General features: G+C 39.5%; 27 protein-coding genes. 6 read left to right on the forward strand and 21 right to left on the reverse strand.

Features of this window, described 5'->3' with window-relative positions; all coding sequences use genetic code 11:
* Nucleotides 1–62 precede the first annotated feature (62 nt).
* The 3 genes from FD725_RS32885 (at nt 63) to FD725_RS30820 (ending at nt 1,259) form a co-directional block, all read left to right on the forward strand.
* The gene (locus FD725_RS32885; protein WP_256872042.1) at nt 63–191 is read left to right on the forward strand and encodes a hypothetical protein; all 129 of its coding nucleotides are present in this window, start codon (nt 63–65) and stop codon (nt 189–191) included.
* A gap of 454 nt (nt 192–645) precedes the next feature.
* Nucleotides 646–873, forward strand: coding sequence for a hypothetical protein (locus tag FD725_RS30815; protein ID WP_179052001.1), 228 nt, complete (start codon nt 646–648; stop codon nt 871–873).
* On the forward strand, nt 870–1,259 hold the full coding sequence (locus tag FD725_RS30820; RefSeq protein WP_179052002.1) for a type II toxin-antitoxin system VapC family toxin: 390 nt from the start codon (nt 870–872) through the stop codon (nt 1,257–1,259). Before FD725_RS30815 ends, FD725_RS30820 begins: the two co-directional genes overlap by 4 nt.
* Nucleotides 1,260–2,215: 956 nt before the next feature.
* Here FD725_RS30820 and FD725_RS30825 read toward each other — a convergent pair.
* Together FD725_RS30825 and FD725_RS30830 are read right to left on the reverse strand one after the other, a co-directional pair.
* A complete protein-coding gene (locus FD725_RS30825; RefSeq protein WP_179052003.1) occupies nt 2,216–2,413 on the reverse strand; it encodes a hypothetical protein in 198 nt (65 codons plus the stop codon).
* Complete coding sequence (locus FD725_RS30830) at nt 2,406–2,981, reverse strand: zeta toxin family protein (protein ID WP_179052004.1); 576 nt, start codon at nt 2,979–2,981, stop codon at nt 2,406–2,408. Before FD725_RS30830 ends, FD725_RS30825 begins: the two co-directional genes overlap by 8 nt.
* 251 nt (nt 2,982–3,232) lie before the next feature.
* On the opposite strand from FD725_RS30830, the gene FD725_RS30835 reads away from it, so the two are divergent.
* Entirely contained in the window at nt 3,233–3,607 is a 375-nt protein-coding gene (locus FD725_RS30835; protein WP_179052005.1) for a hypothetical protein, read from the forward strand.
* A gap of 27 nt (nt 3,608–3,634) precedes the next feature.
* Nucleotides 3,635–4,057, forward strand: coding sequence for a type II toxin-antitoxin system VapC family toxin (locus tag FD725_RS30840; protein ID WP_179052006.1), 423 nt, complete (start codon nt 3,635–3,637; stop codon nt 4,055–4,057).
* Nucleotides 4,058–4,195: 138 nt separating this feature from the next.
* On the opposite strand, the gene FD725_RS30845 is transcribed toward FD725_RS30840, so the two are convergent.
* The 15 genes from FD725_RS30845 to FD725_RS30915 all read right to left on the reverse strand — a co-directional run bounded on the left by FD725_RS30845 (nt 4,196) and on the right by FD725_RS30915 (nt 21,722).
* A complete protein-coding gene (locus FD725_RS30845) occupies nt 4,196–4,834 on the reverse strand; it encodes a PEP-CTERM sorting domain-containing protein (RefSeq protein WP_256872043.1) in 639 nt (212 codons plus the stop codon).
* Between the two features lie 608 nt (nt 4,835–5,442).
* On the reverse strand, nt 5,443–6,816 hold the full coding sequence (locus FD725_RS30850) for a hypothetical protein (protein WP_179052008.1): 1,374 nt from the start codon (nt 6,814–6,816) through the stop codon (nt 5,443–5,445).
* Nucleotides 6,809–7,210, reverse strand: a complete 402-nt coding sequence (locus FD725_RS30855) for a hypothetical protein (protein WP_179052009.1) — start codon at nt 7,208–7,210, stop codon at nt 6,809–6,811. Before FD725_RS30855 ends, FD725_RS30850 begins: the two co-directional genes overlap by 8 nt.
* Nucleotides 7,211–7,220: 10 nt before the next feature.
* Nucleotides 7,221–8,993, reverse strand: a complete 1,773-nt coding sequence (locus FD725_RS30860) for a type IV secretory system conjugative DNA transfer family protein (protein WP_179052010.1) — start codon at nt 8,991–8,993, stop codon at nt 7,221–7,223.
* 5 nt (nt 8,994–8,998) lie between these two features.
* Nucleotides 8,999–10,273, reverse strand: coding sequence for a hypothetical protein (locus FD725_RS30865; RefSeq protein WP_256872044.1), 1,275 nt, complete (start codon nt 10,271–10,273; stop codon nt 8,999–9,001).
* Nucleotides 10,270–11,109, reverse strand: coding sequence for a hypothetical protein (locus FD725_RS30870; protein WP_179052012.1), 840 nt, complete (start codon nt 11,107–11,109; stop codon nt 10,270–10,272). The genes FD725_RS30865 and FD725_RS30870 overlap by 4 nt, the downstream gene beginning before the upstream one ends.
* 48 nt (nt 11,110–11,157) lie before the next feature.
* Nucleotides 11,158–11,361, reverse strand: coding sequence for a hypothetical protein (locus tag FD725_RS30875; protein ID WP_179052013.1), 204 nt, complete (start codon nt 11,359–11,361; stop codon nt 11,158–11,160).
* A 39-nt stretch (nt 11,362–11,400) separates the two neighbouring features.
* Nucleotides 11,401–12,921 (reverse strand): TrbI/VirB10 family protein, encoded by a 1,521-nt coding sequence (locus FD725_RS30880; RefSeq protein ID WP_179052014.1) that lies wholly within the window; start codon nt 12,919–12,921, stop codon nt 11,401–11,403.
* 4 nt (nt 12,922–12,925) lie between these two features.
* Nucleotides 12,926–13,642: a hypothetical protein gene (locus FD725_RS30885; protein ID WP_179052015.1), complete on the reverse strand. Its 717-nt coding sequence runs from the start codon at nt 13,640–13,642 to the stop codon at nt 12,926–12,928.
* The gene (locus FD725_RS30890) at nt 13,639–14,691 is read right to left on the reverse strand and encodes a hypothetical protein (RefSeq protein ID WP_179052016.1); all 1,053 of its coding nucleotides are present in this window, start codon (nt 14,689–14,691) and stop codon (nt 13,639–13,641) included. Before FD725_RS30890 ends, FD725_RS30885 begins: the two co-directional genes overlap by 4 nt.
* Complete coding sequence (locus FD725_RS30895; RefSeq protein WP_179052017.1) at nt 14,681–15,457, reverse strand: hypothetical protein; 777 nt, start codon at nt 15,455–15,457, stop codon at nt 14,681–14,683. The genes FD725_RS30890 and FD725_RS30895 overlap by 11 nt, the downstream gene beginning before the upstream one ends.
* Nucleotides 15,399–15,956 (reverse strand): hypothetical protein, encoded by a 558-nt coding sequence (locus FD725_RS30900; protein WP_179052018.1) that lies wholly within the window; start codon nt 15,954–15,956, stop codon nt 15,399–15,401. The genes FD725_RS30895 and FD725_RS30900 overlap by 59 nt, the downstream gene beginning before the upstream one ends.
* Nucleotides 15,953–19,009 (reverse strand): helicase HerA domain-containing protein, encoded by a 3,057-nt coding sequence (locus tag FD725_RS30905; protein WP_179052019.1) that lies wholly within the window; start codon nt 19,007–19,009, stop codon nt 15,953–15,955. The genes FD725_RS30900 and FD725_RS30905 overlap by 4 nt, the downstream gene beginning before the upstream one ends.
* A gap of 618 nt (nt 19,010–19,627) precedes the next feature.
* Nucleotides 19,628–20,116: a hypothetical protein gene (locus FD725_RS30910; protein WP_179052020.1), complete on the reverse strand. Its 489-nt coding sequence runs from the start codon at nt 20,114–20,116 to the stop codon at nt 19,628–19,630.
* Nucleotides 20,117–21,491: 1,375 nt separating this feature from the next.
* Nucleotides 21,492–21,722 (reverse strand): hypothetical protein, encoded by a 231-nt coding sequence (locus FD725_RS30915; RefSeq protein ID WP_179052021.1) that lies wholly within the window; start codon nt 21,720–21,722, stop codon nt 21,492–21,494.
* Between the two features lie 20 nt (nt 21,723–21,742).
* On the opposite strand from FD725_RS30915, the gene FD725_RS30920 reads away from it, so the two are divergent.
* A complete protein-coding gene (locus tag FD725_RS30920; protein ID WP_179052022.1) occupies nt 21,743–21,898 on the forward strand; it encodes a hypothetical protein in 156 nt (51 codons plus the stop codon).
* 40 nt (nt 21,899–21,938) lie between these two features.
* Here FD725_RS30920 and FD725_RS30925 read toward each other — a convergent pair whose 3' ends face one another.
* The 4 genes from FD725_RS30925 to FD725_RS30940 form a co-directional block, all read right to left on the reverse strand.
* Nucleotides 21,939–22,328: a type II toxin-antitoxin system VapC family toxin gene (locus tag FD725_RS30925; protein ID WP_179052023.1), complete on the reverse strand. Its 390-nt coding sequence runs from the start codon at nt 22,326–22,328 to the stop codon at nt 21,939–21,941.
* Nucleotides 22,325–22,567, reverse strand: coding sequence for a hypothetical protein (locus FD725_RS30930; protein WP_179052024.1), 243 nt, complete (start codon nt 22,565–22,567; stop codon nt 22,325–22,327). Before FD725_RS30930 ends, FD725_RS30925 begins: the two co-directional genes overlap by 4 nt.
* A 242-nt stretch (nt 22,568–22,809) precedes the next feature.
* Complete coding sequence (locus tag FD725_RS30935; protein WP_179052025.1) at nt 22,810–24,954, reverse strand: hypothetical protein; 2,145 nt, start codon at nt 24,952–24,954, stop codon at nt 22,810–22,812.
* Nucleotides 24,912–25,136 (reverse strand): hypothetical protein, encoded by a 225-nt coding sequence (locus FD725_RS30940; protein ID WP_179052026.1) that lies wholly within the window; start codon nt 25,134–25,136, stop codon nt 24,912–24,914. The genes FD725_RS30935 and FD725_RS30940 overlap by 43 nt, the downstream gene beginning before the upstream one ends.
* Between the last annotated feature and the right edge of the window lie 728 nt (nt 25,137–25,864).

A 25,864-nucleotide genomic window follows, 5' to 3' on the forward strand; every position in this document is an offset into this window, starting at 1 on the left:
CACGCAAAGGCGAGGCAGCGCGGTCTTCTCTTCGAGACGCTGACGCGAAGGGGGTTTTCCCCATGAGCGACTGCCGTCGCAAAGACGCAAAGAAGAACGCGAAAATAACGACTTTTGCAAGAGGTCTATTGAATATTATCGGTGGTTTATGCGATCGCCTGTATTTAACTAGAGTGCGATCGCTATTATAACTTTGTGGAGAATGGGAGCGATCGCCCTTCACTTAATTTAGAGAATAGCAGGCGATCGCATCAAAGAAACCTAAATTATGGTAATTGAATTTTATCTGTGGTTTGTGCGATCGCTCACTCACCGCATACCAATTAATCAAGTATGTTAGTGTTAACTTACCGTAGGCGATCGCCCTTCACTTAATTTTAAAAATACTAGGCGATCGCATCAAAGATACCTAAATAATGGTAATTGAATTTTATCTGTGGTTTGTGCGTAGACGCTCTTAGCGGCTTGTCGTTCGCGGTAGCGTCTCTGAAAGAGAAGACATCGCTCACCCTACACCAATTCGGAAAGTGCGTTAGTGTTAGCTTAGTGTAGGCGATGAGAGCGGCGGGCTGCGCCTACGCTTGTAGGTTGCGTTAATGAAACAGTTATACAATTGAGGTAATGATACTTTCTAAGCACACATTTATGGAACAATTACAATTAATAGTTCGAGTGGCTGATAAAGAGAAAGCAGAGATGTTGACAAAGATTCTTACATCTTTAGATTTTGTCAACTCTGTAGAACTAGTGGAACATAAGCCAACTATATCTGATGATGAGCAAGATTTTTTCTCTTTAGCAGGACTATGGGAAAATCGAGATATTACTACTGAGTCTATTCGTCAACAAGCATGGATGGAAGATGTTCAATGATTTTATGTGATACCAATATTCTCATAGAATTTTATAAGAATAATCCAAATATTATTGCTGAACTTCGTAGTATTGGACTTAATCAATTAGCCATTAGTACCATTACTCAAGCTGAATTATATTATGGTGCTATTAATAAAATCGAATTACAAAAAATTAAGAAACATTTAGAATTGCTACATATTTTCGCTGTAGATGTCATTGTATGTAATAAATTCATTGAATTAATGGAAACTTACTCATTAAGTCATAAATTAAGTATTCCCGATGCTTTAATTGCTGCAACAGCATTAATTCATAATATTGATTTGTATACCTTGAATATTAAAGATTTCCGCTTTATTAAAGGTTTAAATTTCTATAAGTACAATCGCCCTATCTTATAGAGTGCATTAAGTAGCGATAATTTCTGACAAAAAACCAAAATTCATCATTCACCATAAAACACGTTTCCACTGAATTTTATCGGTGTAACCTGCAATACACCAATTTAGAAAGAGCGTTAGTGTTAGCTTATCGTAGGCGATGCCTGTGGCGGGCTGCGCCGGAGCTATTATAAGTACCTGTACAAAATTAATTTCCTATGTTGAAATTCTGTATCCATTACTGGATAAGGAACACAGGCAAATGAAATGTGCAATTTATTTTGCATGACTACTTAACGTTATGGAGAATGGGAGCGTTGGGCTATGCCCCGCCGTAGGCATCGCTCATCCACCCTACACTAATTCAAAAAGTGCGTTAATGTTAGCTTATTGTAGGCGATGCTTGCGGGAGGCTACGTGTGATTTGAACGATAATTTAGCCAAACGGTCACGAAATACTTCACTCTGTACTAGGACAACATATAGTTCAAAGCTATAAATGGAGTTCAAAAAAACTCAAAACTTAATTACAGCAAGAAACATGGTCTTATAGTTCATTTGTACCGTGCCGCGATGAGAGAGAAATAAAAATTCAGATTTCAGGCGATCACTTTATCACCCAATTTTTGGCTAAACATATTTTTGAACCATATTGTGGGTATTTTGAACCAAGTTTTGACCGAAAGTTCATAATTTAAGGGTTAAATTAGTGTGTCTTGCTCTGCGTTTTTTCCAAATCCCAAAATCAAACTTTTGGTTGTATTATGATTCACATTTAAAACACGCGGACATAATTTGATTCATAAAGTTAGGTTGGTGATTGGCTCAAAACCTTGAAATTACGTTAATTTTTGGTCACGCTATGGTTCAAAATTTGGTCATGCGGGGGGTAAAATCACACTACGCCTAAGCCATGATCAGCTTGTGGATGAACAATAGCCAACTGCTTAAAGATTGCGCCAATTTCAGGAATTTTTTTAAAGTTTTTCTTCGCCATTAGCACTAGGTGAATCAAGGGGAGGAATTTGTTCGGCGGTTAAAGTAACAACTTGACCATTCTCCCAAATGCTAATAGATTCTCCTAAACGGCGGTGTCTTTCAATAGCTTGAGAAATAGCGAGTTTAATACCCGCGTCGATTTGTGTAGATAATTTTGCGGGAATTGGCTTATTCATAGGTATTAGTATTGATTTGACTCCATAGTTGGGGTTGATAAATTATCGGTTCTTCATTTAAAGGGCGTTCAGCTATTATCTGCAAAATCGGATGAGAGTTATCGTAAACAATCCAGCGATCGCACAATGGTAAGTATAATTCAATTAAGTTCTTTCTTCCCCGTTCGTAGCGACGGCGGATAGTATCTTCAGGGATGTTATGACCGCCACTTTCTACACGTCTTTTTACCCGTGCGATGGCTAATTCAGGGCTTTGTAACCAAAAGTAAATTAAATTGATAATATAACCTTTGATTTGACATTCTCTCAAGAATCGGGCGAAGTTACGAGCCGCTAATGTGGTTTCAAAAGCAAAATCAGCTTCAGTATTCACTAGAGTTTCTAGTCTTTCTAACATTAATCTTCCGGCTTGAATAGCGACAGATTCCGGGTTAAAAGGAGAAAGTCCGGCTGCTATTTCATCAGCATTGACATATTCAAATACTTCTAGAAAGTAGGGAAGGATTTGCATAGCGGCGGTAGTTTTACCAGAACCGTTTGCACCACCGATAATGTACAAATTGGGCATTATTATAATGGTAATACTAATTGTCTAGTTGCTTGAGAGTAACACCAAAAATACTAGGCGATCGCATCAAAGCTACCTAAATTATGGTAATTAAATTCTATCTGTGGGTTGTGCGATATATGAGTTTAGAAAGAGCGTTAGTGTTAGCTTACCGTAGGCGATGCCTGCGGCGATCTGCGCCTACGCCACTTTCAATCCGGTACTTCTGCCGATTCATTTACAATTAAAGAGCATAAACCAAAAAAAACGTTATGAATTCCTTTTCATCTGCAACATCACCAAACAGAAGCCAAGAGAATAACGAAGTCCTAGTAAATGTTATTGTCAAGCAACAAGCTGATGGTAGAACAATGGCTATTGTACCAGGATTACCCGAACTACAAGTAGAAGCAAGCGATCGCACAACAGCATTAGCTCAAATTCAGCAACGCTTAGAAAGCCATCTAGCTGGTGCAGAAATTGTTTCTTTATCTGTAAAATTGCCATCTCATGAACAAAAAAACCCCTGGTTAGCAATGGCTGGAGTTTTTAAAGATGACCCACAATTTGAGCAAATGCTTGCAGCCATAGAAAACTATCGACAAGAAGTAGATAAATCTACAGAAGATACTTTTCCGCAAGAGTAAGAGCATACTTGCATAGGTAAAAATTAGATGACAAAATGGGTACTTGATACTGACCATGTTTCACTAATACAACGAGGTCATCCAGTAGTGGTTAGTAAAGTAAGTGCTGTCAATCCTGCGGAAATTGCAGTCACAGTAATAACTATTGTTGAGCAAATGTATGGGCGTTTAGATGTAATTAACCGCGCAAAATCAAAACAAGAATTAGTTACAGCTTATGCTTTATTAAAAGAAACATTTAATCTGTTAAGTCAAGCTAATATTCTTGATTTCAATGGAGCTGCATTTGATACTTGTAACGAATTATTAAAACAAAAAATTCGTGTTGGTACACAAGATTTAAGAATTGCAGCTATTGCTCTTTCTTTAAATGCTACAATTGTGACGCGCAACTTTAAAGATTTTCAAAAAATTCCTAATTTGAAAATTGTGGATTGGTCAGTTCCTTAAAATTTGTAAATTAATTAGGTTGGTGAGATAATTGTATAAATCGCTATTTTTTACAGGCATCACCCTTCACTTATTTAATAATATCAGGCGATAGCCTCCAGTCGTTCGGAAACTATCGCCAAAGATAGCAAGAGGTTATCAAACTTGATTTTTATTTGTTTTCATCCCCTGATTTTTTCTAGAAAAAACACCAAACCCCATAGTCACCAAAGCTCCCAATATAGTTGTAGGTTCAGGTATAGTTTCACCAGTTGAACGACTTTCTAAAGTCACATTCTGAATAGAAAGAGCAGATGAAACTGTGAAATCATCTATATCTAGTACACCAAAACCTATTGTATATGTTCCAGCTTGATTAAAAGTATGTTTGAAAGTTTGGATTCCAGTTTCCTTATCAAACGCCACAACAAAATTAGGTAATGATTGTGTTGCATCATTGATATCTGCTAGTTTTTTAATTTGGTCATTTACCAATAAAAAACTATAGTCATTGAATGAACCGCGAAAACTTCCACTGACTAAAGCAGAATTTTCATTAGTCAAAAAATTTCTTTGAAAAATCAAAGAGTCGCCTGCTTTTACATTAATGGTTCGCTTGATAGCAGACCCTTCATAAGCAAACCCATTTATATCTAATAAACTGACATCTATTCCCAAAAACTCAGCCAAGTTTGGACTAACAAACCCTACCTCTCCCGCAGGCTGACCAGAAAAGTTAAATTGTCCACTGATTGCACCCAACTGAATATCATCATCTAGGATGGCATCAGTTGACAAAAGTACCTCTTTAGGGTCAGCAACGTATACATCGCCAAATGTACTCCAAGGAGAAGTACCATTATTAAAGTCTAAATTTGCTGCTTGTGCTGGACTAGAAATTAGTAAGCCACTCCAGGATAATACACCAATAAACTTTATTGTGCTTCTCATTTTTTCTTTTTTATGTTTTATGTATTACTGTGATTCAAGTGTCTGTAGTCCAGTGCTTAATTCATCAGTATGAGCTAAAAAGCAAGAGCCTATTGCTCAAGTGATTTACTTAGATAATAGTAAATTTACTGAGAAACTTAGCTAAATTTTTAATGAAGAATATGTATTGATACCTTCTAGATAAATAACTTTCTTCAGAGAATTTTCGATATTGTCTTTTTTTACTTGGACTGAAATTTATATGATTTCACCTAATGACTTAAGTCTTATGTAATCCTGATTCTCTGGTTATGTTGCCAAAAGCTGCTGTTCTCAACAAGCTTCATTTACTGAGAATTGTGCTTTAAATATGATGTCATGAGAATCTTTAAAAACCATCCAAACATCGAATTGTCAATAATTCCCAGGTGAATTTCCAAGCTGACTCCTGAGTTTTTGGCAACACAACCTGCAAACTACCGCTTGAGTTTAGTTGACTGTGATTGAGTATTATTGTGCTTTAAATAATCAGAAACTACCTCTCCCACTTCCTCTAATGATTCAACATCATTCTCTGTAGCATTAGCAGTCAAATCACCATCTACCATCACAGCCCGACCATCTTTAGCTGTAACAGTAATACTATCCCCATTTTGGTAAAAGTTGTAATTCTTACTCTCATAACTGCGTGAACCATCTCTATGCTGATTACCAAAAAGACGCAGCATAGAATCAACACCCTTAGCAAGAGCTTTGCCTTTAATATCCATCACGCTGTTAGTAACTTTTTTTACATTCTGCTTCACTGTATGATTAGTTGCTGAATGTATATCACCAACAGCTTTAGTTATCTGTTTGTGGACTGTATTAACTTCCTCTGAAACCTTACTTTGGATAGCACCCATAGCTGATTGGTGACGCTCCATACCATGCTGAATCTCATCACTGACTAGCTGCTTAACTTCCCCAATACCATCTTTAACTACACCCACCTGGGATTCAAATTCGCTTTTAACAGATGCCATTTGTGACCTCATCTCTGTTTTTAGAGATTCCATCTGTTGATTCATCTGCTCTTTTAAAGTGACAATTTGAGTCTCCAATTGTGCTTTGACTTTATCAACTTTGGGGGTGAGGATAGTTTTGACCTGTTCATAGAGATTTTTGGCAGTGTTTTTAGCCTTAGTTTCAATCGAATTTAGCCATTTGTTTAAGGTGGCATTCTTGAGGGCAGGATTATTTTGTTTATTTATAGCCTCCAGTCCTTTCTGCAATTGCTCGATGGTTTGTTGTTGAGCATCAAAAGCTTGTTTCAGACTAATCAAGTCAGTTGATAACTGTTTGGTAACTTCAACGCTTGATGGCTTTTGAGTAGCAAAACTATCAATCAAACTTTGCTGGTTTTGAACCTTTTGCTGTAAAGCTTCTACCTGCTTTTGTAAGTCCTCAATGGTCGAAGATTGTTGTGCTGGTTTTGCTGGTTGTTGAGACTGGGATTGATTCTGGCTAATCTGGCTATTTAAACCCAGTTTATCACTTAAAACCTCTCCATCCTTAACATGATAAACTTTATCCTTGCCAATCATGATGCGGATAGAACCTTTCAAGTTTTGCGGTTCATTGATAGCCGTCTTGATTTTATCCACCAGTTCTGGAGTCATCAAATTTACGGAAACTTCGCCATCAGGATGACCTTTATACTTGGCTTGATTGCCAACGTAAATTGATAAGTCTTTAGTAGTGTCTAACTCTTGAAATTTGCCCTTTTCTAACAGCTTATGCAGAATGTCATCAAGGATTTCTAAATAATCATGTTGCACTTGCTTACCCTCAGATTTTATTTCATCCATGATTAGTAACTCCTACAAGTGAATTGATTAGACTCGATGGGCTGACTAATACCTCTGGTAAAACCACACCTCCTAAACGATTGAGGATTACATTTTCTTCAATTTGGATATAAGCCCATTGGTCATCAATTAAGACGGAAATTGACTTGGTGTTATCAGGTAAGTTGGTCACGTTATAGTCTTTGAGTTCTCCATTCACTATGAAAATGTGAGGACTGTCCGCATCGCCATAGTAAATTTCTATGAATTCTGGGACATGATTTTCCGGGAATGGTGGTTCATCCCAAAATTCAGCCGCATTGAGAATATCAGTCCGATAACTGTTAACTAACGATGCAATATCAAGTGGCAGTTTGCTTAATAATTGCAATTCATATTCAGACAAGTTATTCATCAATTACCTCCTAAAGATTTTTTAATCTGTTATTGGCTTCTGCCTTTTTATCAACTAGAGGCAATAATTTTTCTGCCTCTAAATGCCGGATTTCTAACTCTTCCCCGGATGGTTCACGCAGAGTAGATTGTGAAATAAATTTTTGCTGGAGTTCATACCACTTCTCAACACTTTTTGCCTCCAAGTTAATATCAGATTGGGGAATACGAATTTGCTCTAATAGCGGAATACTTACATCTCGAAGAGAGCGAAACCCAGGACTAACAATTACGGCTCTGCCTTCCGGTAAGGTATTAAATTGGTTCACTTCAAATAAATTGCGGGTACTGTTTTGCTCAGAAATTGAGGTACTTGCACCACCTTTACCACCAGTACTGCGTGAACGTTCTCTGTGCTTGATTTGCTCGTCACCTAAGAAGTTACTAAAACGTTCCGCCGCTACATCATCTTGGGGATTAAAGAAAGCTTTTGTAGCACAGCCGCCAAATATAGAATTGGTAGTTTCTCTGGAATAAGCCTTCTCAAGTTGTGATAAATTTTGCAATCCCAGTAAACAAATCAAGCCATCCTCGCGGTTTTGGTTGAGCCAATCAACTAAAGCTGGTAGATATAAAGTAGGTAATTCATCCAGTGCTAAAACTAATGGTTCTGTGCGTTTACCTGCTAAATTACGAGAACATAAAAGGTGCAAAATAGAAACTAACAGAGGAGCAATTACATCTCGTTTCTCCTTGTCCATGCCAAAAACCACCATCTTCCGCCCTTTCAAATCCAAGGGGATATTTGTTTGACCACAAAAGCCGGAAAGGGTAGATGGGGTCATAAAGCGAGTAAATAACCCGCTTGTTGTACCGACAATACTGGCGGCGGTTTCTGGAGAACCAGCTACAGATAGGAATTGGTCAAAGGCAACTTTTACCCAAGGATTTAAATCGGCTTGTTGTATGCGGTCAATTAATTTAGGCAGACTGAGAATGGCGTGGCACATCATAATGTCAGGAAAACAAGTACCCCGCGCCAGCATGAAGATTGCTTGTGCTAGCTGATCTCCGGCGTTAGCAAAAAAACCACTATCTGAAGCATCACCACTTGTTAGCTTAAAATTACGATTGAGAACGATCGCTAACTGACGCGCCATCTCTGCATCAGTTTCACTCCTTAGAAAATCTAGGGGATTAGCTACACAGGATTCAGGAAAACCAGGGGAGAGGATAGAAACCTCATACCCGCGCATGGCGGCGTATCCTGCTAGTTTGGGTGCTTGCCCTTTGGCGGAAGCTGTAGCCGATTCTTGATGAGCATACTTAAAATCATACAGGACAATTGGTAATCCCTGGTCGATAGCGGAACGCACCAGGGGGTTAATCATGGAGAAGGTTTTACCAGAACCAGCCCCGCCACAAACTAAAATCCCACGCTGTACATCTGGTAAATAAAGTCTGCTTTTATCTTCGGGAATGTTGGTAATGCGTTTGTTATCTACTACCTGAAATTTAGTACCTTTAGGTGTACCGATGTATAAAGCTACTCTGTTATGCCTGCGTTCAGTAATCTGTTTGCAGGCTAAGTTACGAGCTGCTGTTTTCTCCCTACTTCCCGCCCATCGCGCCCGTGCTAGCTTGTTTTTGTTTGATATCCCTCGCCCCTCCATTGCTTTGGCTAAGATTAACGCTCCAACGCTTACAAGTAATGCCAAGCCCATTGGAGAGAAGAAGGCATCATAGAAGTTTTGAGGAACAATGTTATTAGCAGGGTGGGCTGTCTTCAGTGCAGATGTTGCCACGCTCCTCACCCCCTACCAAGAATGACTAAATCATTCTCTTGAACTGGAACCCAAGGGACTGGCCCAATAAAGTAGGGAGTACAGGATTTTCCACTCAAGAAGAAGTTCATGCAGAACCGAAAAAATAGCCCAAAATTAGCTGTACCAGTAGACTCATTTACACCAGTTAGCACAACTTTGAAACCAGAACCGTAGACAAGCCTACCTGTTGGTTCTTTGCCACCGTTGACACGTTGTAAGATGCCAAAACCACCGTCTACTTTCTGAGCAGAACCAGAAGCCCATCGCTTACCATAAAGGTTGCCAGCTTGCCCTGCGACATCTCCTAGTTCTAGGAATGGACACTCTTTACCCACATCGCAGGCAACAACAACATTTTTGTTGGAACGATTTACCCTACCAGAAACAAAGTAATTCTCTCTGGCTCTGGAATCACCGCGTTCCGAATTACCCAAAACAACGGAAGCTATACCCACCACATCCAAACCGGAATTAATCGGCTGTGGCATCTTGTCAAAAGGCACTTGATTTAACCCTGGTACTTGATTAATGTAGCTTTGCTGCCAGCCGGGAAATCTTGATAGTTGCGTCTGATTAAGTCTAGGAATTGAGTTGATGGGATATCGACCTAGATCCAGTTTTTTACCTAAAGGGGTATTAGCAGTTTGTGGATTAGATTTTAAAATAGTTGAAATCTTCCCGTTCAGTCCAATTTTGAGCGAATTTTTGTCAGGTCTGTTTGACTTTGGAGTAGCTGCGGCTATTAAATTAGGAGTGATGCTACCGTAGCTAGATTGAGCGAATAAATCATAAATTGGTGGAACTTGATTAATATCAAGATTGCCCAAGCTGGGAATAGCTTTGACTAGGGTGTTGGGAGTTTGCCACTGCATCAATCCCAAGTCTTTGAGTGTCAGCTTGGGGCCCAGAGGTACGATGACAGAGATAGTTTTCAGGCTGAAGGCAGACATTTGAAAAGCATCATCTACATCCCCCAACATAATTACAGAATCAATACTCTGTCCGACTCTCCAAGAACGGGAGGGATTATAGCCAAGTTTAGCAGCGATATCTGAGGAAATATCAAGATATCCGGGCTGTTGTAATGGATCTAAGCTGCTCCAATTGATTTTTGACCAGTTTGGAGACTTTAATTGATATTTACCGGAGGTGTAAGTAACTGTTGGAATTTCTGCATTTGCTACACTGGGAAATTCTAAAAGTGATGTAGCAGCAAATGAAAGAGAAACTATTGATAATAAAGCTTTATTCTTAATCACTGAGTTTGCCCCCATTGCATGAGTTTATTGAACATTTCTTGGGGAATACCTGATAATTTAATAGCCTCATTTCTACTTTTACCTCTCCTCAATAAACGGATGGTATCTTGTGTTTGTCGCCAGACTCTAGATTTAGGTTTGATTGCGCCATTACCCACAGCTACCGCTAAACCATAAGCTACGGCATTAGCATCATTTCTTTGGGAAATAGTGCTGGCTTGCGAAGAAGTATTGACTGTTAAACGTGTTTTTTTATCAAGATTTTGAGGTGGGGTGTTATTGGTGATGTTATTGAGATTGTTTAAATTATTTCGATTAAGTGAGGGTTTTTCAGCTATTAATAAAGGCTGTGGTTTCTCTGAGTCTGGCTTAATAATAAGACTGGTATATTGTGGTTTACCTCTAGCCGGAATTAACTTAAATTGATATTGTTTTTGACCGTCTGAACTTGCAGTAATCACGGTAATCACAGTACTACCATCTTGACTGGAAGTTAAAACCGGAAAACTAATTGGTTTAATTTGTCTAAGGAATAGAATTGTAGCTCCTCCACTACCACAATTTTCATCTGATGCACCACGCTGACATAAGTTGCCATTGGAAGTTAAAGCAAAGCGAGAAGGGTCTCCTAACCACACTTGCTTGATAGTTTCACCTGTGGGGATGAAATTGATAGTCAAACCGTAACCAGCCCAAATCTTTAAGTCAATTCCTTGAGAATTACTACCTTGGGCATCTTGTGAATAGACATTTCTCGCGGCTGGTAGTGCTAAAGCTGTGCCTGCATTAGCGTTGATAACTAACGTAATTAGCAGTAAAAAACCTAAACGTTTCATATCACAACAGATTTATCTGCAAGAAATTTTTTAATAAGCATTCAGAATTCAGAATACCCTACGGGTTCGCGTAGCGTTCCGTTCGCGGTAGCGTTGCGTAGCAAAGGAAAGCAAGCTACAGAAGTTGGAATTCAGTATTAATTTTGTACAAATAGCAGATGTAACTTGCTTCTCCACTTTTCTGAGTTCTTCTTTGTAATGTACTGCTTGCCGAACTATTAAGTCTTGGAAGATTTTTGCTATTTGCTTCATTTATTCTGACTCCTGACTCCTGACTCCTGAATTCTGATTTCATATTGAAATAGACTGATTCACAAAAACTTGTACTTGTTTACCTGATTCAATTACAAAGACTTGTTGTTGCTGCTGTAGCTTTTGTAATTGCTGTTCATTCGAGTTTTTCATTCTCCCTAGAATTTCGTTGATGCTACCTTGGGCAAAGCCAGCTACTAAATCTTTCTCACTATTATTAGTAGTCGTAGTAGTCGTGCCTAATGAGCTAATTGTCGTCTCTGAATTAGCCCTATTTTGAATTTCAGCTACTTTAGATAAGCCAGATAGCAAAGATGCCATGAGCGAAGAACCTAAATTACTGCCACCTTTACGAGATTCTGCTTTTAGTAAATTACCGTTTTTACCTAATATCAAAATAGAATTTGGTGGCAGTTGCTTTTCTTGTGTTCTTCCACCACTATTAATTAGTGCAGAAACAGCTGTCATCTGAGCTATTTCTGAGTTAGTGGGATTGATCATGGCTACAACATAAGCACCTTTAGGTAAAACTTCAGACCCATCAAATGCTTTTAGGGGTTGAGTTAAACGAATTAGGCTATTTTGCGGCTGCTGATTACTCACACGACTACCCACCCAAGCTACAGGAGTTTCCATCACACCCGCCGCACGAGTACCGACTAAAACCTGCTTACTAGCGTAGTTAGTTGGTGGTGACTGTGGTGAAGAATTGCGATGACCGACCGTCGGTCGGAGACCATCGCTCTCTGGTTGACGAGATGACTTTATCCCTATACCTCCATCCACTTGGGCATTATTTAAATCTGGTTCCTGTTGGTTTAAGTCTGCATTCCCAGAGTCAGTGGAGGAGTAATTACCGACATTAGCTGCTGCTAACCATTCCTGCACGGGGTCTTTAAGAGTGGTACGAACGGGTAACGGATTGGAGACAACTTGAGATTTTACAGGTTTGGGTATAGGAGCAGGCGCAGATTGTCTCACTACTGGTTGAACGGCCTTGAGATCGCTTCTACTAGGTCTAGTAACAATAGGTGGGGGTGGTGTTGAATGAATTGTTACTGGTCGCGTTGGTGTGGGCTGAGTTTTGACAGTGGCGGTGACTGTTGGTGTTGGTGATGTAGTTTCAGTATCTTGTTTAGTGACAGCTTGTAACTCACCTTTTTGGGATGTGAGAGCGATCGCTGTTTTTAATTCTCCTTCCTCATTTTCATTATCTGATTTAATATCTGTCTGAGCAGTTTTTGCATTTTGCTGGGCTGACTTATCACCGGGGGAATTCAACGCCCCATTAATTGAGCTAATCATCGTCGCAAATATGACAACTATTAATAGCACCCCACCGGAGACTGTTAGCCCTTTTAGTAATGGGTGATTGGCTACAGGGCGAGTAGTGACAATTTCTTCTGGTTCAGTTTTTGGTTCATCCACGGGTGATGATGTTTCTGAACCATTGGGAATTTCTACCCCATTCATTCGAGCAAAATCTTGGCTCCGATGGGTAGTTTTGCTATTATCAGTAGCTTCAGAATTCGTATTTACAACTTGACTTTGATTTGACATACAGCTACTTTCCTAAGTCTAAATCTTGAATACGATAAATTTCCATTCCGGCTTTTCTAGCTGTATAAGCGGCTAGCTGCTGCACTGAAGAATTATTTGGTAAAGGTGGTGTATCTATCGCCCTCACAAACACAGTTTTATTAAAGGCAATAGCCTTACCTAATTGGTCTTGACCTTTAAAAATTACTAAGTTGGCAACCATTTCTAATCGCCATTTACCCTCTTCTATCTTTTGAGGAGGTGAAAGATAACGTACAAGTAAAGCTGATTGAGTATCACCATTAAACACGTCAGGTGGTGTTAAAGCTGCAATTTCTCGCAGAAAACTAGCACGAAAATCTTCTGATAATGCAAATCCTGCACTCCAGGTATTTGTAGTCAGTTTTTTATCAGATACTTGTACACCGGGGTCAAGTTTTAGTTTGGTTGGATCTAAGTTACTATCAGATGACTTAGGAACGGCATTCCAACTCATCAAATTCATCATTGTCCGTCCTGCAAAGTCCATAATTGCTTGGTCAGTACGGTCTTTTTCTCCTACGGAAATCGCTCTAATGGAAGTACCATCTTGTAGTTCTACTAAGGTAGGTTTCTGGTTAGATATTTTACTTAATTTACTGGAATTAGTCAGATTTAGTAGTAGCAAGAAGAGTAAGATAACAGCTTGCCCAATTGATACTAAGGGGGTAAAGTTTATCTCTTTCTTATCAAGTAATCTCATCTGAATACCCTCCCTGAGATTAACCTCCCACTGCTAGAGAAACATGAGAAGGCTGTCATCCCTCCACCTGCACCCATTGCTAACGCTAGTATTGGAGACAGAATTGCTTGTACTAGCTGTAAGAATAAGGGATTGTTGTTACTAGCATTGACTATTGCACTAGCCGCCATTCCACAAATGATGGAGTAGGACATGAGTACTAAAGTCAGTGCTAACCATCCTGCAACCCAAGCATAGATGGGTTTCGCTCCAAAGGGAAAAAGTGAAATCACTAAAAAGATAGGTGCAATGTAGGCATTTAATAAGAATGCTATTTGCACGACATATTGAAATCCTGCTTGCAGTCCACTGAATATAATCCATGACAGGGCTTGCACCATTGAATTAATAGTTTGCCCAGCTATATCTAATGGATTCCAGCTATTTGAATAAGAGGATAAACCGTGCTTTTCTTTATACTTTTGAGCGTTATTTTTAGCTTGATTTATTTTTTCATCTCTACATATTTCTCTAGGATTGATTTTTTGTCCTTGGTCATCTACACCACTCTCAGGTTCTTTTTCACATTCTTGTAATTGTGCTTGCACTGAAAGAGCAAAAGCTTGATCCATATTGGCAGTACGAATAGCATCTCTCAAAGTGATGCCATTTCGCGTAATACTTAATACTTTGTCATTCAAATTGACTGCTACATTACGAAACATTAGCGATGTGGTAGCAAGTAACTGTCCATTATTAACTGTCAACATTAAACAGACTAATAATGGATAGACCATCTCATTCAAAATTTCATGACTAAATCCTTCCTGAGTTAACCTAGAATACCAACTAATAGACCAGAAGGAAACAAAAACTACTCCACATAAAGCAGAAACAGCAACTACTGCTTTAAAAACTTCACTGTTCCCATTAGCTAAATCTTGCCAGTCTTGGTTAAATGAAGATACAACCATGCGTGAGCCGTTAATCGCACCATCTACTATATCTTCCGCGTTTGTATCTCCAGTAACTGCTAGTAAATACCAGAAGTTAGTTAAATTATTTAGCATTGCTTTGTTCCCAAAAAGCATCAGCGAAAGCAGCCGCACCTATAATTTGTTTAGCACTGGAATTGTTATTAGCTTGCTCTTTTCTTGCTTGTTCATCCAACCTACTGGAAATATCACTCAAATTGATATTGGCTGCTGATAAAGCTCTAGTTTGTTTTTGTGATTCACTATGAATTGATTTAGTAATAACTGTTGTTTGTAAATTCTGTACTGCCATCTTTTTCAAGATGTCTTGAGTGATGACATCATTTTGGACTTCATCAGCAGTATTAGATGAAGTTTCTACAGCATAATTAGAGATTTCTGCTTCTTGAGCTTGAGTTTTTTGTCCTTCTCTGCCTAAAACAGATCCAGATAACCCATAAGTATAAGCTTGATGCCATTGTCTCTGAGCATTTTCACCTTGGGTTTGAGAATCAGTCTCTACTAAATCAGTATCTTGTTGTTGAATAATTACCTTGATATTTTTACCTGCTTTTAAGGGGTCAGGTATACCCATAACTCCATTTGTAGAAGTGATGGCTATATCTAGGTTTTTATCTTCATCTTCATCTTTGTTCGAGTCTTTTGATTCCTGGCTAAATTCTTCGCTATACACCTTAATGTATGACTGCAAGCTTGTCAGGACTTGCTGAAATTGTTCTAGAAATGAAGATTTGGCTGTGGCTGGTAAAGCTGAACAAAAAATGAATAGAATTACTAAACTACTAAAAACTGCTAAACGGCGGTAGATAGGGGCTAATGTCAATTGGCTGAGTAATTTCATATAGATTCTCCAAGGAGACTGTAAAAGCTTTGGGAGCGCAAGCAGATATTACTTCTGCTTTATTTCCTAATATTTTCTTACCAGTTACTATTAATGGTTCTGGTGGATATTTATCTGGTTGCCTAGATAATCTTTCAAATAAATTACCTTCATATCTAGGATTATTAGGGATTAAAGGTACTGGTTTGTCATACATTAGTATGTATTTCTGTTCTGGTTTAAAATCAGTATTTATTCCGGGTTTATTTAATTGAATTTGAAGTTTATCTTGAGTTTTACTTGCATAATATGCCGCTTTAAGAAATCGGTCGCTTTGTACATATCGGTTAGCAGAGTCTAAACGTTGTTGACAAGCTTGCTGTTTCTCAAGAATATACTTCTCATGCTGTTGCTGATGCCACTTCCACAGTTCAAATGATGCCCATGATGATAAAACTCCTAAAATAGCCAACAAGACTTTATATTGTGCAAATCCCGTAGCAATTTCTAACTTTTTCATAAAGGCTTACCCTGCTTAATGCAACCAACATAGTATTTGGCAAATTCAGACACCCACTGAAATTTATCTGAGTACATTGCTTTAAATCTGTCGCGTGCTGCTTGCTCTTCTCTGCTATTAGCAACTAACGCCAACATTGGGTAGGAAGGATAGTAACGGCAGCGTATATATTTGTTGTTGTAATCCAATAGCCACAGCGTATATAGTTGTTTGATATTGGGACGAAAACTTTCATTTTTATCAATAATTGGCTTGGGTATGCCTAGATGCTCTGAAAAACTTTTTGCCGCCCCTGGTACTATCCGCCCTATTAACCGACAGGGCATATTTTGTAAGATTTGTTCACCCGCTTCTGAGTTGGCAATTGACAAAATATCTTGACCTGCAAGTATAACCCGACAGCCGGATTTTCGAGCAGTCGCGCATTTACGACCTACTAAGCGGGATAAAGCAGCAAACCGTAACAATACACTGGATTCATCCATGAAGAAAACGCTATTGGGTGCTGATAGGGATTGTCTGGAGGCTGCTATATATGCAGACATTCCGAAAACTTCAGCGTCTTTACTTGATTGCAGGTTGGTAAGAGCAAAGGTAATCAGCTTGGCATCAGTATCAAAGGTGGAGGGACGGCAGATGGCATTGCCAATACTGCTGTTTCTCCAATACTGAAAGCGTAGGCGGATATAGTTCAATGCCCTATCTACGTTTTCATCTTCATACCCCAAGTTTATGTGGTCTGTTGAGAAAAAATGCTCCATGTCTGCAAGGGTTGGGGTGTTCTCCCAAGCCGCAGAACCATTACCTCCTTTTTTGGCAAGAGCAAAGCGTCGTTGAATGTCGGGGTCATCGTAAAAGGCTTTTGTCCCCAGTGGGATGAGGGATTCGATTGTCTGGGACAAGAAACCATCAAAGGATTGCGAACCCAAGACTAACTGAAGCACAATCAAGTTGACATCGTTTCTGTGAGCTTTAGCTCGTTCTTCTCTTTGTTCTTCTGGGATTTTTGATAAGTCTAATGGCTGCACCAAATTATTGGATTCTTTGGAAATATCAAAGTAAAAACCGTTGTGGTAGGGTGTGTAGTCTCCAAATGTCCCTGTGCCGTCATCGTTGGGTAGGTCTATCATTAAAATGCTCATGTCTTGAGCTTGGCACTCGGCGATGATGGAAGCTACTAAAACTGATTTACCTGAGCCGGTTGTACCGAGAACTAAAATATTTTTGGTTTTTGATAGGTCAATTTTGACGGGTGAATCACTCTCATCTGCGATTAACTCAAACCCTTGATAATCTGCGGGACTATTCTGCACTATATTAGTTAATCCTAATACTTCACTGGCAAAGAAGGTCTGCCGTCGATTATATGGGCGCATGAGAATCGGTTCTTGTCTGATGAGCAATGTTTGCAGCCAGATTAACCAAGCATATTCATATTCATGGGTGAGTTCTGTGGGTTGGTTGATATAGCCGGAAATTAGTCTACAGGCATCGTCTACTTGTTCTGCTGTATCTCTGTAAACTAGGACTACCAAGCTTAAATTTAGTGGTACATCTCCTGTATATAGTTGCCGTTGTGCTTCTACTGAGCGTTCTACGTTGATTTGGGCAGATACATCTATTGATTTTTTCTGCTGTACATTTAAATCTAATGCCCTGGAACGTTTGGTAATCATCTGCTGGGCTGCACGGGTTATCCCTCTGTCAGCCGGGGAGAATTCTGTGATGATTTCTACGTCAAAAATGTTGTTGCGTGAGAATAAGTCCCACAGGAAACGAATTTGATGTTTAGTGGAGGCAAAGATTTCTGGTTTCCGGGTTAGTACCATTACTCCGACAAACTTCTTATCTTCACCGTTTGGTAAGCATATCCATCGCTTATCGGCGAAAGGCACACCATTATTGAGGATGATTGAGGTGAGATGCGGTTGATTGATGATTTCTAGTGGTTTATCGAAGGCGGCTTTTTCGTCAATTTCTTCTTTCAACTCTTGCTCATCAAATACCAATGTATGCGGGATGATTACTTCCTTTGCTCCGATGTTTTTACAAAGTTCTCTCCATAAATCTTTGTCGGTTTTGGGTTGGGGATTTAACCCCATTTCTGAGAGAATCTGCTGGTATCTCAATGAGGCTTCTAGGGCTTTTGTTAATATCTGCGTGAATCGCTTTTTGGTGATTTGACTGACTCCTGAATCTGTAAATCTTCTTTGGAGGAAGTTGGTCAGTTTTGCTAAGAACTTATCTACTGGGTCTGAAGTATCTAGTGATTCTGAGGTGACTGTAAATGACCAATAAATATTTAATTTGATATCTTTACGGGCTTTCTCTTTTGTGAGTTTTTGAGTTCTTGCCAGCCTTCCCCAGTCTAAAAACTCACTTTCTAGAGAAGTTGGGTTATTCAACCGTTGCATTAAATAATCTGTATTATCGCTATCATCACAGAATGAACTCCAGCGACAAGTGATTTTTTCGCCTTGGGGAATTTCTTTACAGCCGTTTTCAAATGCTTGAGCTACTGCTTCTATTTCTTGTTCTGAATTGAATAAAGGATGAATACCTGTGCAAGTAAAGCCGAAGATTAGTTGTAAGGTGTTACTACTTTCTGTGAGATTTTTTTTACTTAGTAGGTAAGCTCCGACAATATAAGCATCTTTTTTGAGTCTGACTATGGTTGTTAAATCTAGCCAATCTTCAAAGGGATTAAGTGTTTTAGGTTTGGATGAACGAGTGAGTTTGACTTTTCTAGTACCGACTTTTTTCTTATGTTGTGGTGAGGTGTATTTAGCATATCCTCTTGTCCATCTGGGGAGGATGGGATAAACCTTTGACCAGTATAGGTAAGGTTTATCTCCTGATAGGAATGCGACTGATAGACTAGCCCAAAATGCCAAGCCTAATCCCCAGAATATATCTAGTCCAAGAATTAAGCAGAGTAGTCCGAAAACTACGCAAAATACCCCAGCAAAAATTACGAACTGTCTGCCTGTGAATGGGCCGAATTTTGGACTTTCACCTAAGCTCTGATTTACTGTGATTATTTCTGGTTTCATGAGCTTTTAGAAATTAGTAAAATTAGGGGTCAGGAGTCATACTGTTTCACTTTCAGGTTGATACATTTAGGCAAGCGGGGGAGCAGAGGATCAGAGGAGAAATTGTTTGTATCATTCATTTAGTGAAATGGCATGAGAAAGAGGAATAGATGAAAGGTTTTTTACTTGTAGCAATCATCGTCAAATGCCTTTCAGGAGTCAGCATTGATGATGTATCTTTTTTCTCTGTGAGATTATCAATGGCTGGAATAGCTCTTCCCTAAAGGTTTGGCAGTTCTTACAAATTCATCAATAGCGTTATTACAAAGTAGGAATTATGCCAACAATTCGGACTTTCTTGTAGAAGTTGTTGTAGGCTAATTCTCCAATAGACTGCCTCACCAAATCAAAGATTTAATGCTCTTTAGTTTAACAGTGATTTAAGAGCGAAATGCCAAAGAATATCCTCACTAATTGATTCTGATTTCTGTAATTTGCTTAACGTAGGTTATCTAAACAGAAGTCAGAATGAGCGCATGAATACTGTACGACTAGTGAATGTAGTTTACTTCCCATAGAGTATCCTTCATTGATTGATTCTGACTCCTGACTTCTGACTTCTGAATCCTTCCAGAGAAATTAGGTACAAGCTGCGTTATTGCCAAAAAGCAGTGATTGGAATACTACAATCAATATAACGGATATGAATGTAAAAATCGGCTGCTGAATGACATTACTCACTTCTTCACCGCGCCCATACGCTGCTACTCCTTGATAAACAGAGAAGCAGAAGTAACCAAATAAAACTATTGTCAAGGCGGTAAATAAAATCATTGGCAGACTAGTTAGGACTGCATTACTAATCGCTCCACCTGCTGACGCATTAGTAATTATACATTCCATTGCTTTTTGTGCATTAGAAAATATGGAATCTGCTCTCGCTGCTCTAGTTTGTAAACCAATTAAAAGCGTTGTGGTGACTGAAACAAGCTGCCAGCGTGCCTTGAAAAATATTTCAAATATGCTTTTTGCAGCTTGATTTTTTATCGGTTTAATATCAGTTCGTTCATCTGCTGATCTAAATGCTTTAAGCCGAGTCAAAGTCTTAGGGAAGTGTTTCATTTTCATAATAACACCCAGGGAATTTCTTAAATGTCCTTTGCCCAGGAAACACACTTTGATTACGAGGATTCAAGAAGAATTCAGGAGTCAGAATCAATTAGTAGTAGTAGGGGATATCCGGCGGATTTACGTTGCGTTACATAGTAAAGCAAGCTACAGACTCACAACTAATTTTTCGGTGGTAGCCGTTCCCGTTCGCGTAGCGTCTTTGCCAGGAGAAGAGTAGACAACTAAATCTTCTCTAGGAGATGCTATGTGAACAATTTAGTGGGGTTCTTAAACCTATTTATTCATCCACTAGTCGGATTCCAATTCAATTCTAAATTCTGAATTCTGTCTCCTGAATTCTGTCTTAATAAATCTAATTTACTGCTAAATCCAATTTTTTTGCAAAGGAACAATAAAAAAACTTTAGTGCAATCGACTAGAGCTAAACCATTTTTGTAAATTTAATTCAAATTTCTCTATATTTTTTTACTATTTAAACTGCTTTTAGCAAGTTTTTACTACTGTGAATAGTTGACAAAATGTTTAACTTATGAAAATTACCCTATTTTTATTTTTATCTGCTCACGAATAAATATTATTGTAACTTTCTTTCTCTATTTTTATTAGTCCTCATTTAATGAGGATAAATATTGTTTTTTGAGGGTTTAATATCTATTTTTGGCATCAAAATAACTGCTTTTGATGTCTTCATGCCCATTTTTGGGACATAATTATCTTTTTTGGGACATAAATGCGAGAAAACCTGGAATTAGTTACAATGGCGTACCTATGGTTGCGTTGTTATAACTGTCCAAACGCTTTTAGGCTCCCACTTTTATAGAATGGGGCAAATTCTCATTCTTAATAAAAAATTAAGAATGACTCATGGATACAAAAATTTAGATGTATGTAATACCAATTCAATTAATGATTGCAACACATCCTTGGATAGAGACGCGATGAATCGCGTTTATACAGATGGTTTATTTGTCGCATTCTTTTTTTAAATTGGTATAAGCTTCAAGTCTGTCGGTGCGCTCATTGTTTGAGCAGAAAAATAATTTATTTGTACTACTTTTTCGCAAGCTATTAAGAAAATTCGCAATTAACTCCATAAAAAAGACCAACTCACAAATTTCCCAAAAAATCAGTCAGACTCTCCAAAGTTTACAAAGTCTGAATGCCGCATCCTATCGTTGAGAAAATATTTTTCTCTCGAAAAAGTCTCTAAACCAAAAGTCAAGTGTGTGCTTGCTTGATTGGAGGAACTAAATTCTTGCCTCAGACATCCAACTACAAGGCTGATAAGCGTCTTAGCCTGTTAATACTTTTTGTATTATTATTTAGCGTTGGGCAATCCCAGTTTTTTGTTCTGATGGTACTAATACCCCACTCATGCTGCCATCTCGCCATTGAGCTGTTGCAACCACAGTTTGATACGCTCCCTTTGGACAGGACTTACCTTAATACTGGCACTTCGCAGTGCTTGACGTGGGAAGATTGCCCGCAGGTCAGCTAACATCTGGGGGTTGTGGCAATACTCCAGACAGTCAACTATGTAATCAATTGACTCATTAGCTAGCCATTCTGGAGTGGCATCAAGTTGGCAGATCCCTTCATCCATAGGTTTTGTACTGTTGGCTGATGTTGCCTGACACTATCCTGATTTATGAAATTACCTCTAGTCGCATCATTTCATTACCGGGAATAGGACAAGACCATTTTCTCAAACTGGGTTCGACATTTTCAATTAAGATGACATCGGAGCGATCGCGCTCTTCTGTTGGGCGAGAAAGTTAATTAAGACACTTGACCTGTCTACCATCTCAGGGGAATACCCCTACTTAAGAGTTTGCACATCAACATAGTTAAGAATTTTCGCATCCGCAGTTAACAAAGGACAATCATAAAATCTGGCTGTAGCTACAATAAGTTGGTCAAACGGGTCGCTATGGAAGCCGCTTAATTGAGTTGAATCAATTACTATTGGCAGGGACAAATTTAATAGTTGTACACCAGGGTAAGCTAAAGCTGCTTCTAGCCATTCATCAATAGCCAAAGGTAAAATTAGTCTCTTTTTTTCGACCAATTTAGCTACTTCCCAGCATGAAAGAATGCTGATTCCTAAACTGTCAGACTCGTAATCTTGTAACCATTGTCGCTGTTGTTTAGTCAGTCGTGAATCGTTTTGAACCCACCAAACCCAAATATGAGTGTCAAGTACAATCATTGCAGAACTTCCCAGTCTTCTAAAGCGACCGGTTCTGTGGGGTCGTCATAACGGTATGGTTGTGTGTTGTGCAAAGGATAAGGATTTGTACCTGATTGGGGTAACTGTTGGGCTTGTTGCTGTGGAGTTTTAGTTTCCAGAATAATCACTTCCACAGCATCCCCAGCATGAAAGGGCAAACCCTGTAGCATCAGAGTTCCATCTTCAGTTAAAACGACTTCTATCTTGTGAGCATTCATATTTCAACACAGTAAGCAGGGTTTTCAGTCTTCGTTACAGTTGTAATTATGTAAATAAAGACAAGTGTAATAATGTAATAAATTACATTAGGTTTTTAGCTCCTCCTCAACTAAAGCAATCATATATCTTTAACAGCATGGGTTAAGCCACACTAACCTATCTTAGTTTTCCCCACTTATTTGCGGGGTTTTTGTTGAGCTTTTGCCGCTAAATCATCATTTTTAATCAAAAACCTGCATAATCACAAATCCCATAGCTTGTAGTCTTGTTTCCTTTGTTTCAAACCCTCTGCCATCTCTAGAGCAGAGCGGTTACTGGAGAGCCATTGCTGGGCTTCCTGTTGTAAAATCTGCGACGGCGATTCTAGCATCAGCAGGCGTATGGCTAGCTGTTCCAGTTTGATTCGCTCTTGGGGCATTAAGGCTAAGTTTTCTATGGTGCAGTATAATTTCACCCAATGACGTGCTTGAGCTGTCGCCTGAAGTCTCAGTCTGATTGCCTGACGGTAATCCTCTGGGGTAAAGGTTTGCTGTTCAGGTGGTGAATCCGCTTCTACAGGAATGGGTAGTGGATTTTTACATCCTAAATTCGGGTGTGTGGTAGTTGGTATAGAAACTGGTATAGAGGTTTCGGGTTCTGAGGTATATTCACCCTGTAAAGTGTTATTACAGACGCTATCAACATGGCTATCGGCAGTGGTTAATACGTCGGAAATGCCTAAAGGAGCAATTGTTTCCTCGTTTGATAAGTCTTGCTTATTGTCATTGAACGGTTCGCTGGGGAAGAGCTGGTATTGGTTTTGCTTATGATTGCTAAGATTAGAAATTTCTAAAGAATTGGAACTGGGAGAAGTTTCTTGAATTTGATTAAGTTCAGCTATAGGCGTTGCTGGTGGCAACGCTTTAGCTGAACTTAGGTACAAAACCTTCATATGTGTGGGGAGTGTGTAAATTTTGGCTACTTCCGGCTGGGTTGCTTGTTCTGTCTGGGTTTCCGGCTGTGCTTCTTCTAACCACGGATCTGCTATTTGGGGGTATTTTTCTGGATTTAAAATCGCTGTGTTGCTTTCTAGAAACTCATTTACAGGCTGTTTTGATGTGGAGTTTTCTTGGTGGTCGGGATGCCATAGGGGTAGGTATATTGGTTTGTGCAGGGTTGTTTGACTTACTCCTTTGCCATACTGGGCTTTGGATGCGGCTATTATTGCTTGTGCGCGATCGCTTGTCCTTTCGGGAAATGTTAGAGTTTGTTGTAGCTGTGCGACTATCGAGCTTATCCGCTCTATCGTCTCTTGCTGGCGTTGTTCGTTGGGGTGCAGGTTGATGACTTTGTTCTCATCTACTGTGCCAAATTGTTCTTTATAACTGTTTACCCGTTGCGGTATGCCTGGGTAGGGGGTGTAAAATCCTTCACAGCATCTTGCCCATTCTCTGGCTCTTTGCTCGATTTCGTGTTGGTGGCGACACCAGTTTACGTACCCAGGAGATTGGCAGGCTGTGATTACTATATGATCTACTAGTGTCTGTCCGCTTAATTGGCGAAATACTATGCCGTAACAGGCTATGTCTTTGAGCAGTTCGTTGGTCTGTCCGTATCCTGTCCATCCTTCGGAGATACGTTGTTCTAGGTCTTGCTTCCATTGCTCTGCTGCACTGCGCTGACGGTAGGGGAATTTTATGATTTTTTTGCTGCTGGCTTGGGCTAGTGCTTGGGCTAATGCTTCGTAGTCTTGCCCTGCTGCTGACCAGTCGGCGGCGTTGAGGAAGTCTCCTATGTCGTCTGACCACGGTTCTAGGCAATCGTCTAGTACATAGGAGCCTGTCTGTAAGGGTAAGCGGTGGGCGTTGAAGTTACTGGGGTTGCCTTTGCTGTACACTTTGCAGTTGGGGAATATTTCTAGTTCTCCTCCTTTGATTTTGAATCCTGCTGCTTCTAGGGTCTGCTGGATGGCACAGGCTAGGGTGTAGGAATGTTGTTTTTCTTCTAGGAAATAATATATGTGCAGTCCGCCACTATCGCTTGATTGTATGGGTATTGGTCTGCATAGGCCGATTTCTTCTAAGCTGGCTAGTAGTTGCTGGTATTTTATTCGGCTGTTTGATGGGTGTAGTTGGCTTTTTCTGTCTAGGTCTATTAGTAGGTAGTTGGTTTCTTTGGTAAACCGCAGTCCTAGTAGGACTTCGGGGTTTAAGTATTGTTGCCACAGGTTGCGCGGCTGTATGGGGTAGCGGTTTTCTGTTTGCCAATGTGGGCGTTCACCACTTTTTGGGGTGGGGGCGTAGATGAATCCCCAGCCGTGATGGAAGTATTCTAGAAATTTTTGTCCTATTGGGTCTAATGGCTCTAGGGTAGGTTGTAATGCTTTGTTTGCTTTGGCTTTTGCCATTTTTTTCTCTCCGATGTTGATGATTGGTTCATCGGAGCTACACACACTTTTTGGGTTTGGGGTGTATCTTTGAGGGTTTGGGATTTTCGGGATGGGGTGGAGAATTTTTTCTTCCACCAAACACTCAATACCTTAAGCCCTTCTTGCTTATTACACCCTACTCCCTCATTTGGAGCTTTCATTAGCGGTGCTTTATTCAGATGTCATCAACGGCTACAAACAAAAAATTTCGTGTTCGCTCAAAAATTAATTTTCTTGTGAAAATGGCGGAAATTCTTCGTCTGATAATCTCATGGTCAGTTTTAGAGGGTTGATGCACCTGATTTAAGTTGCACTAATTTTGCTTTTATGACCCAGACATTGCTACATTTAAATTGCTATTAAAAATTGTGACGGTTAGTCGTTAACCGCTAAACGTATGTCTGGCGTGTGGGCAGCTAGCCGATTTCTTTTTTTTACTTACTTGACAAAACTTTAAGAGCGACTGGTGTAAGCCTTGGCGCTAACTGGTGCGTAGTAAATCAAGCAGAAACCAGCCCTCTTTGTTTTTTTAAGGGTAATAATTCCAGTTTTTGATTGAAAAAATCTATTATTCACGACGTTATCCTCTTCTGCGAGGCATCTAGCCGTCAAATCATCCCTCAATTATTTCTGGCTCAATAGCTTTTGCCAATACTCCGCTTGACTTCAGAGTGGGGATCATTTGTAGCGGTAGATGCTTTTTTTACTATTTGTCCAAAAAAAAGCATAAAGTGTCCCGCCTGTGTGCTAATATTGGCAACAGACAGGTACAGGTACAGGTACAGGTACGATAGGTTAATTACGAGTGGTGAGTCCTCGCTTGTCTGGAACAATTTGGTGTTTTGACCTGGCAGTCTTTATGTCACCGAAACTGTTCTAAAACGACTCA

It is taken from the genome of Nostoc sp. TCL26-01, from assembly GCF_013393945.1.
Taxonomy (GTDB): domain Bacteria; phylum Cyanobacteriota; class Cyanobacteriia; order Cyanobacteriales; family Nostocaceae; genus Trichormus.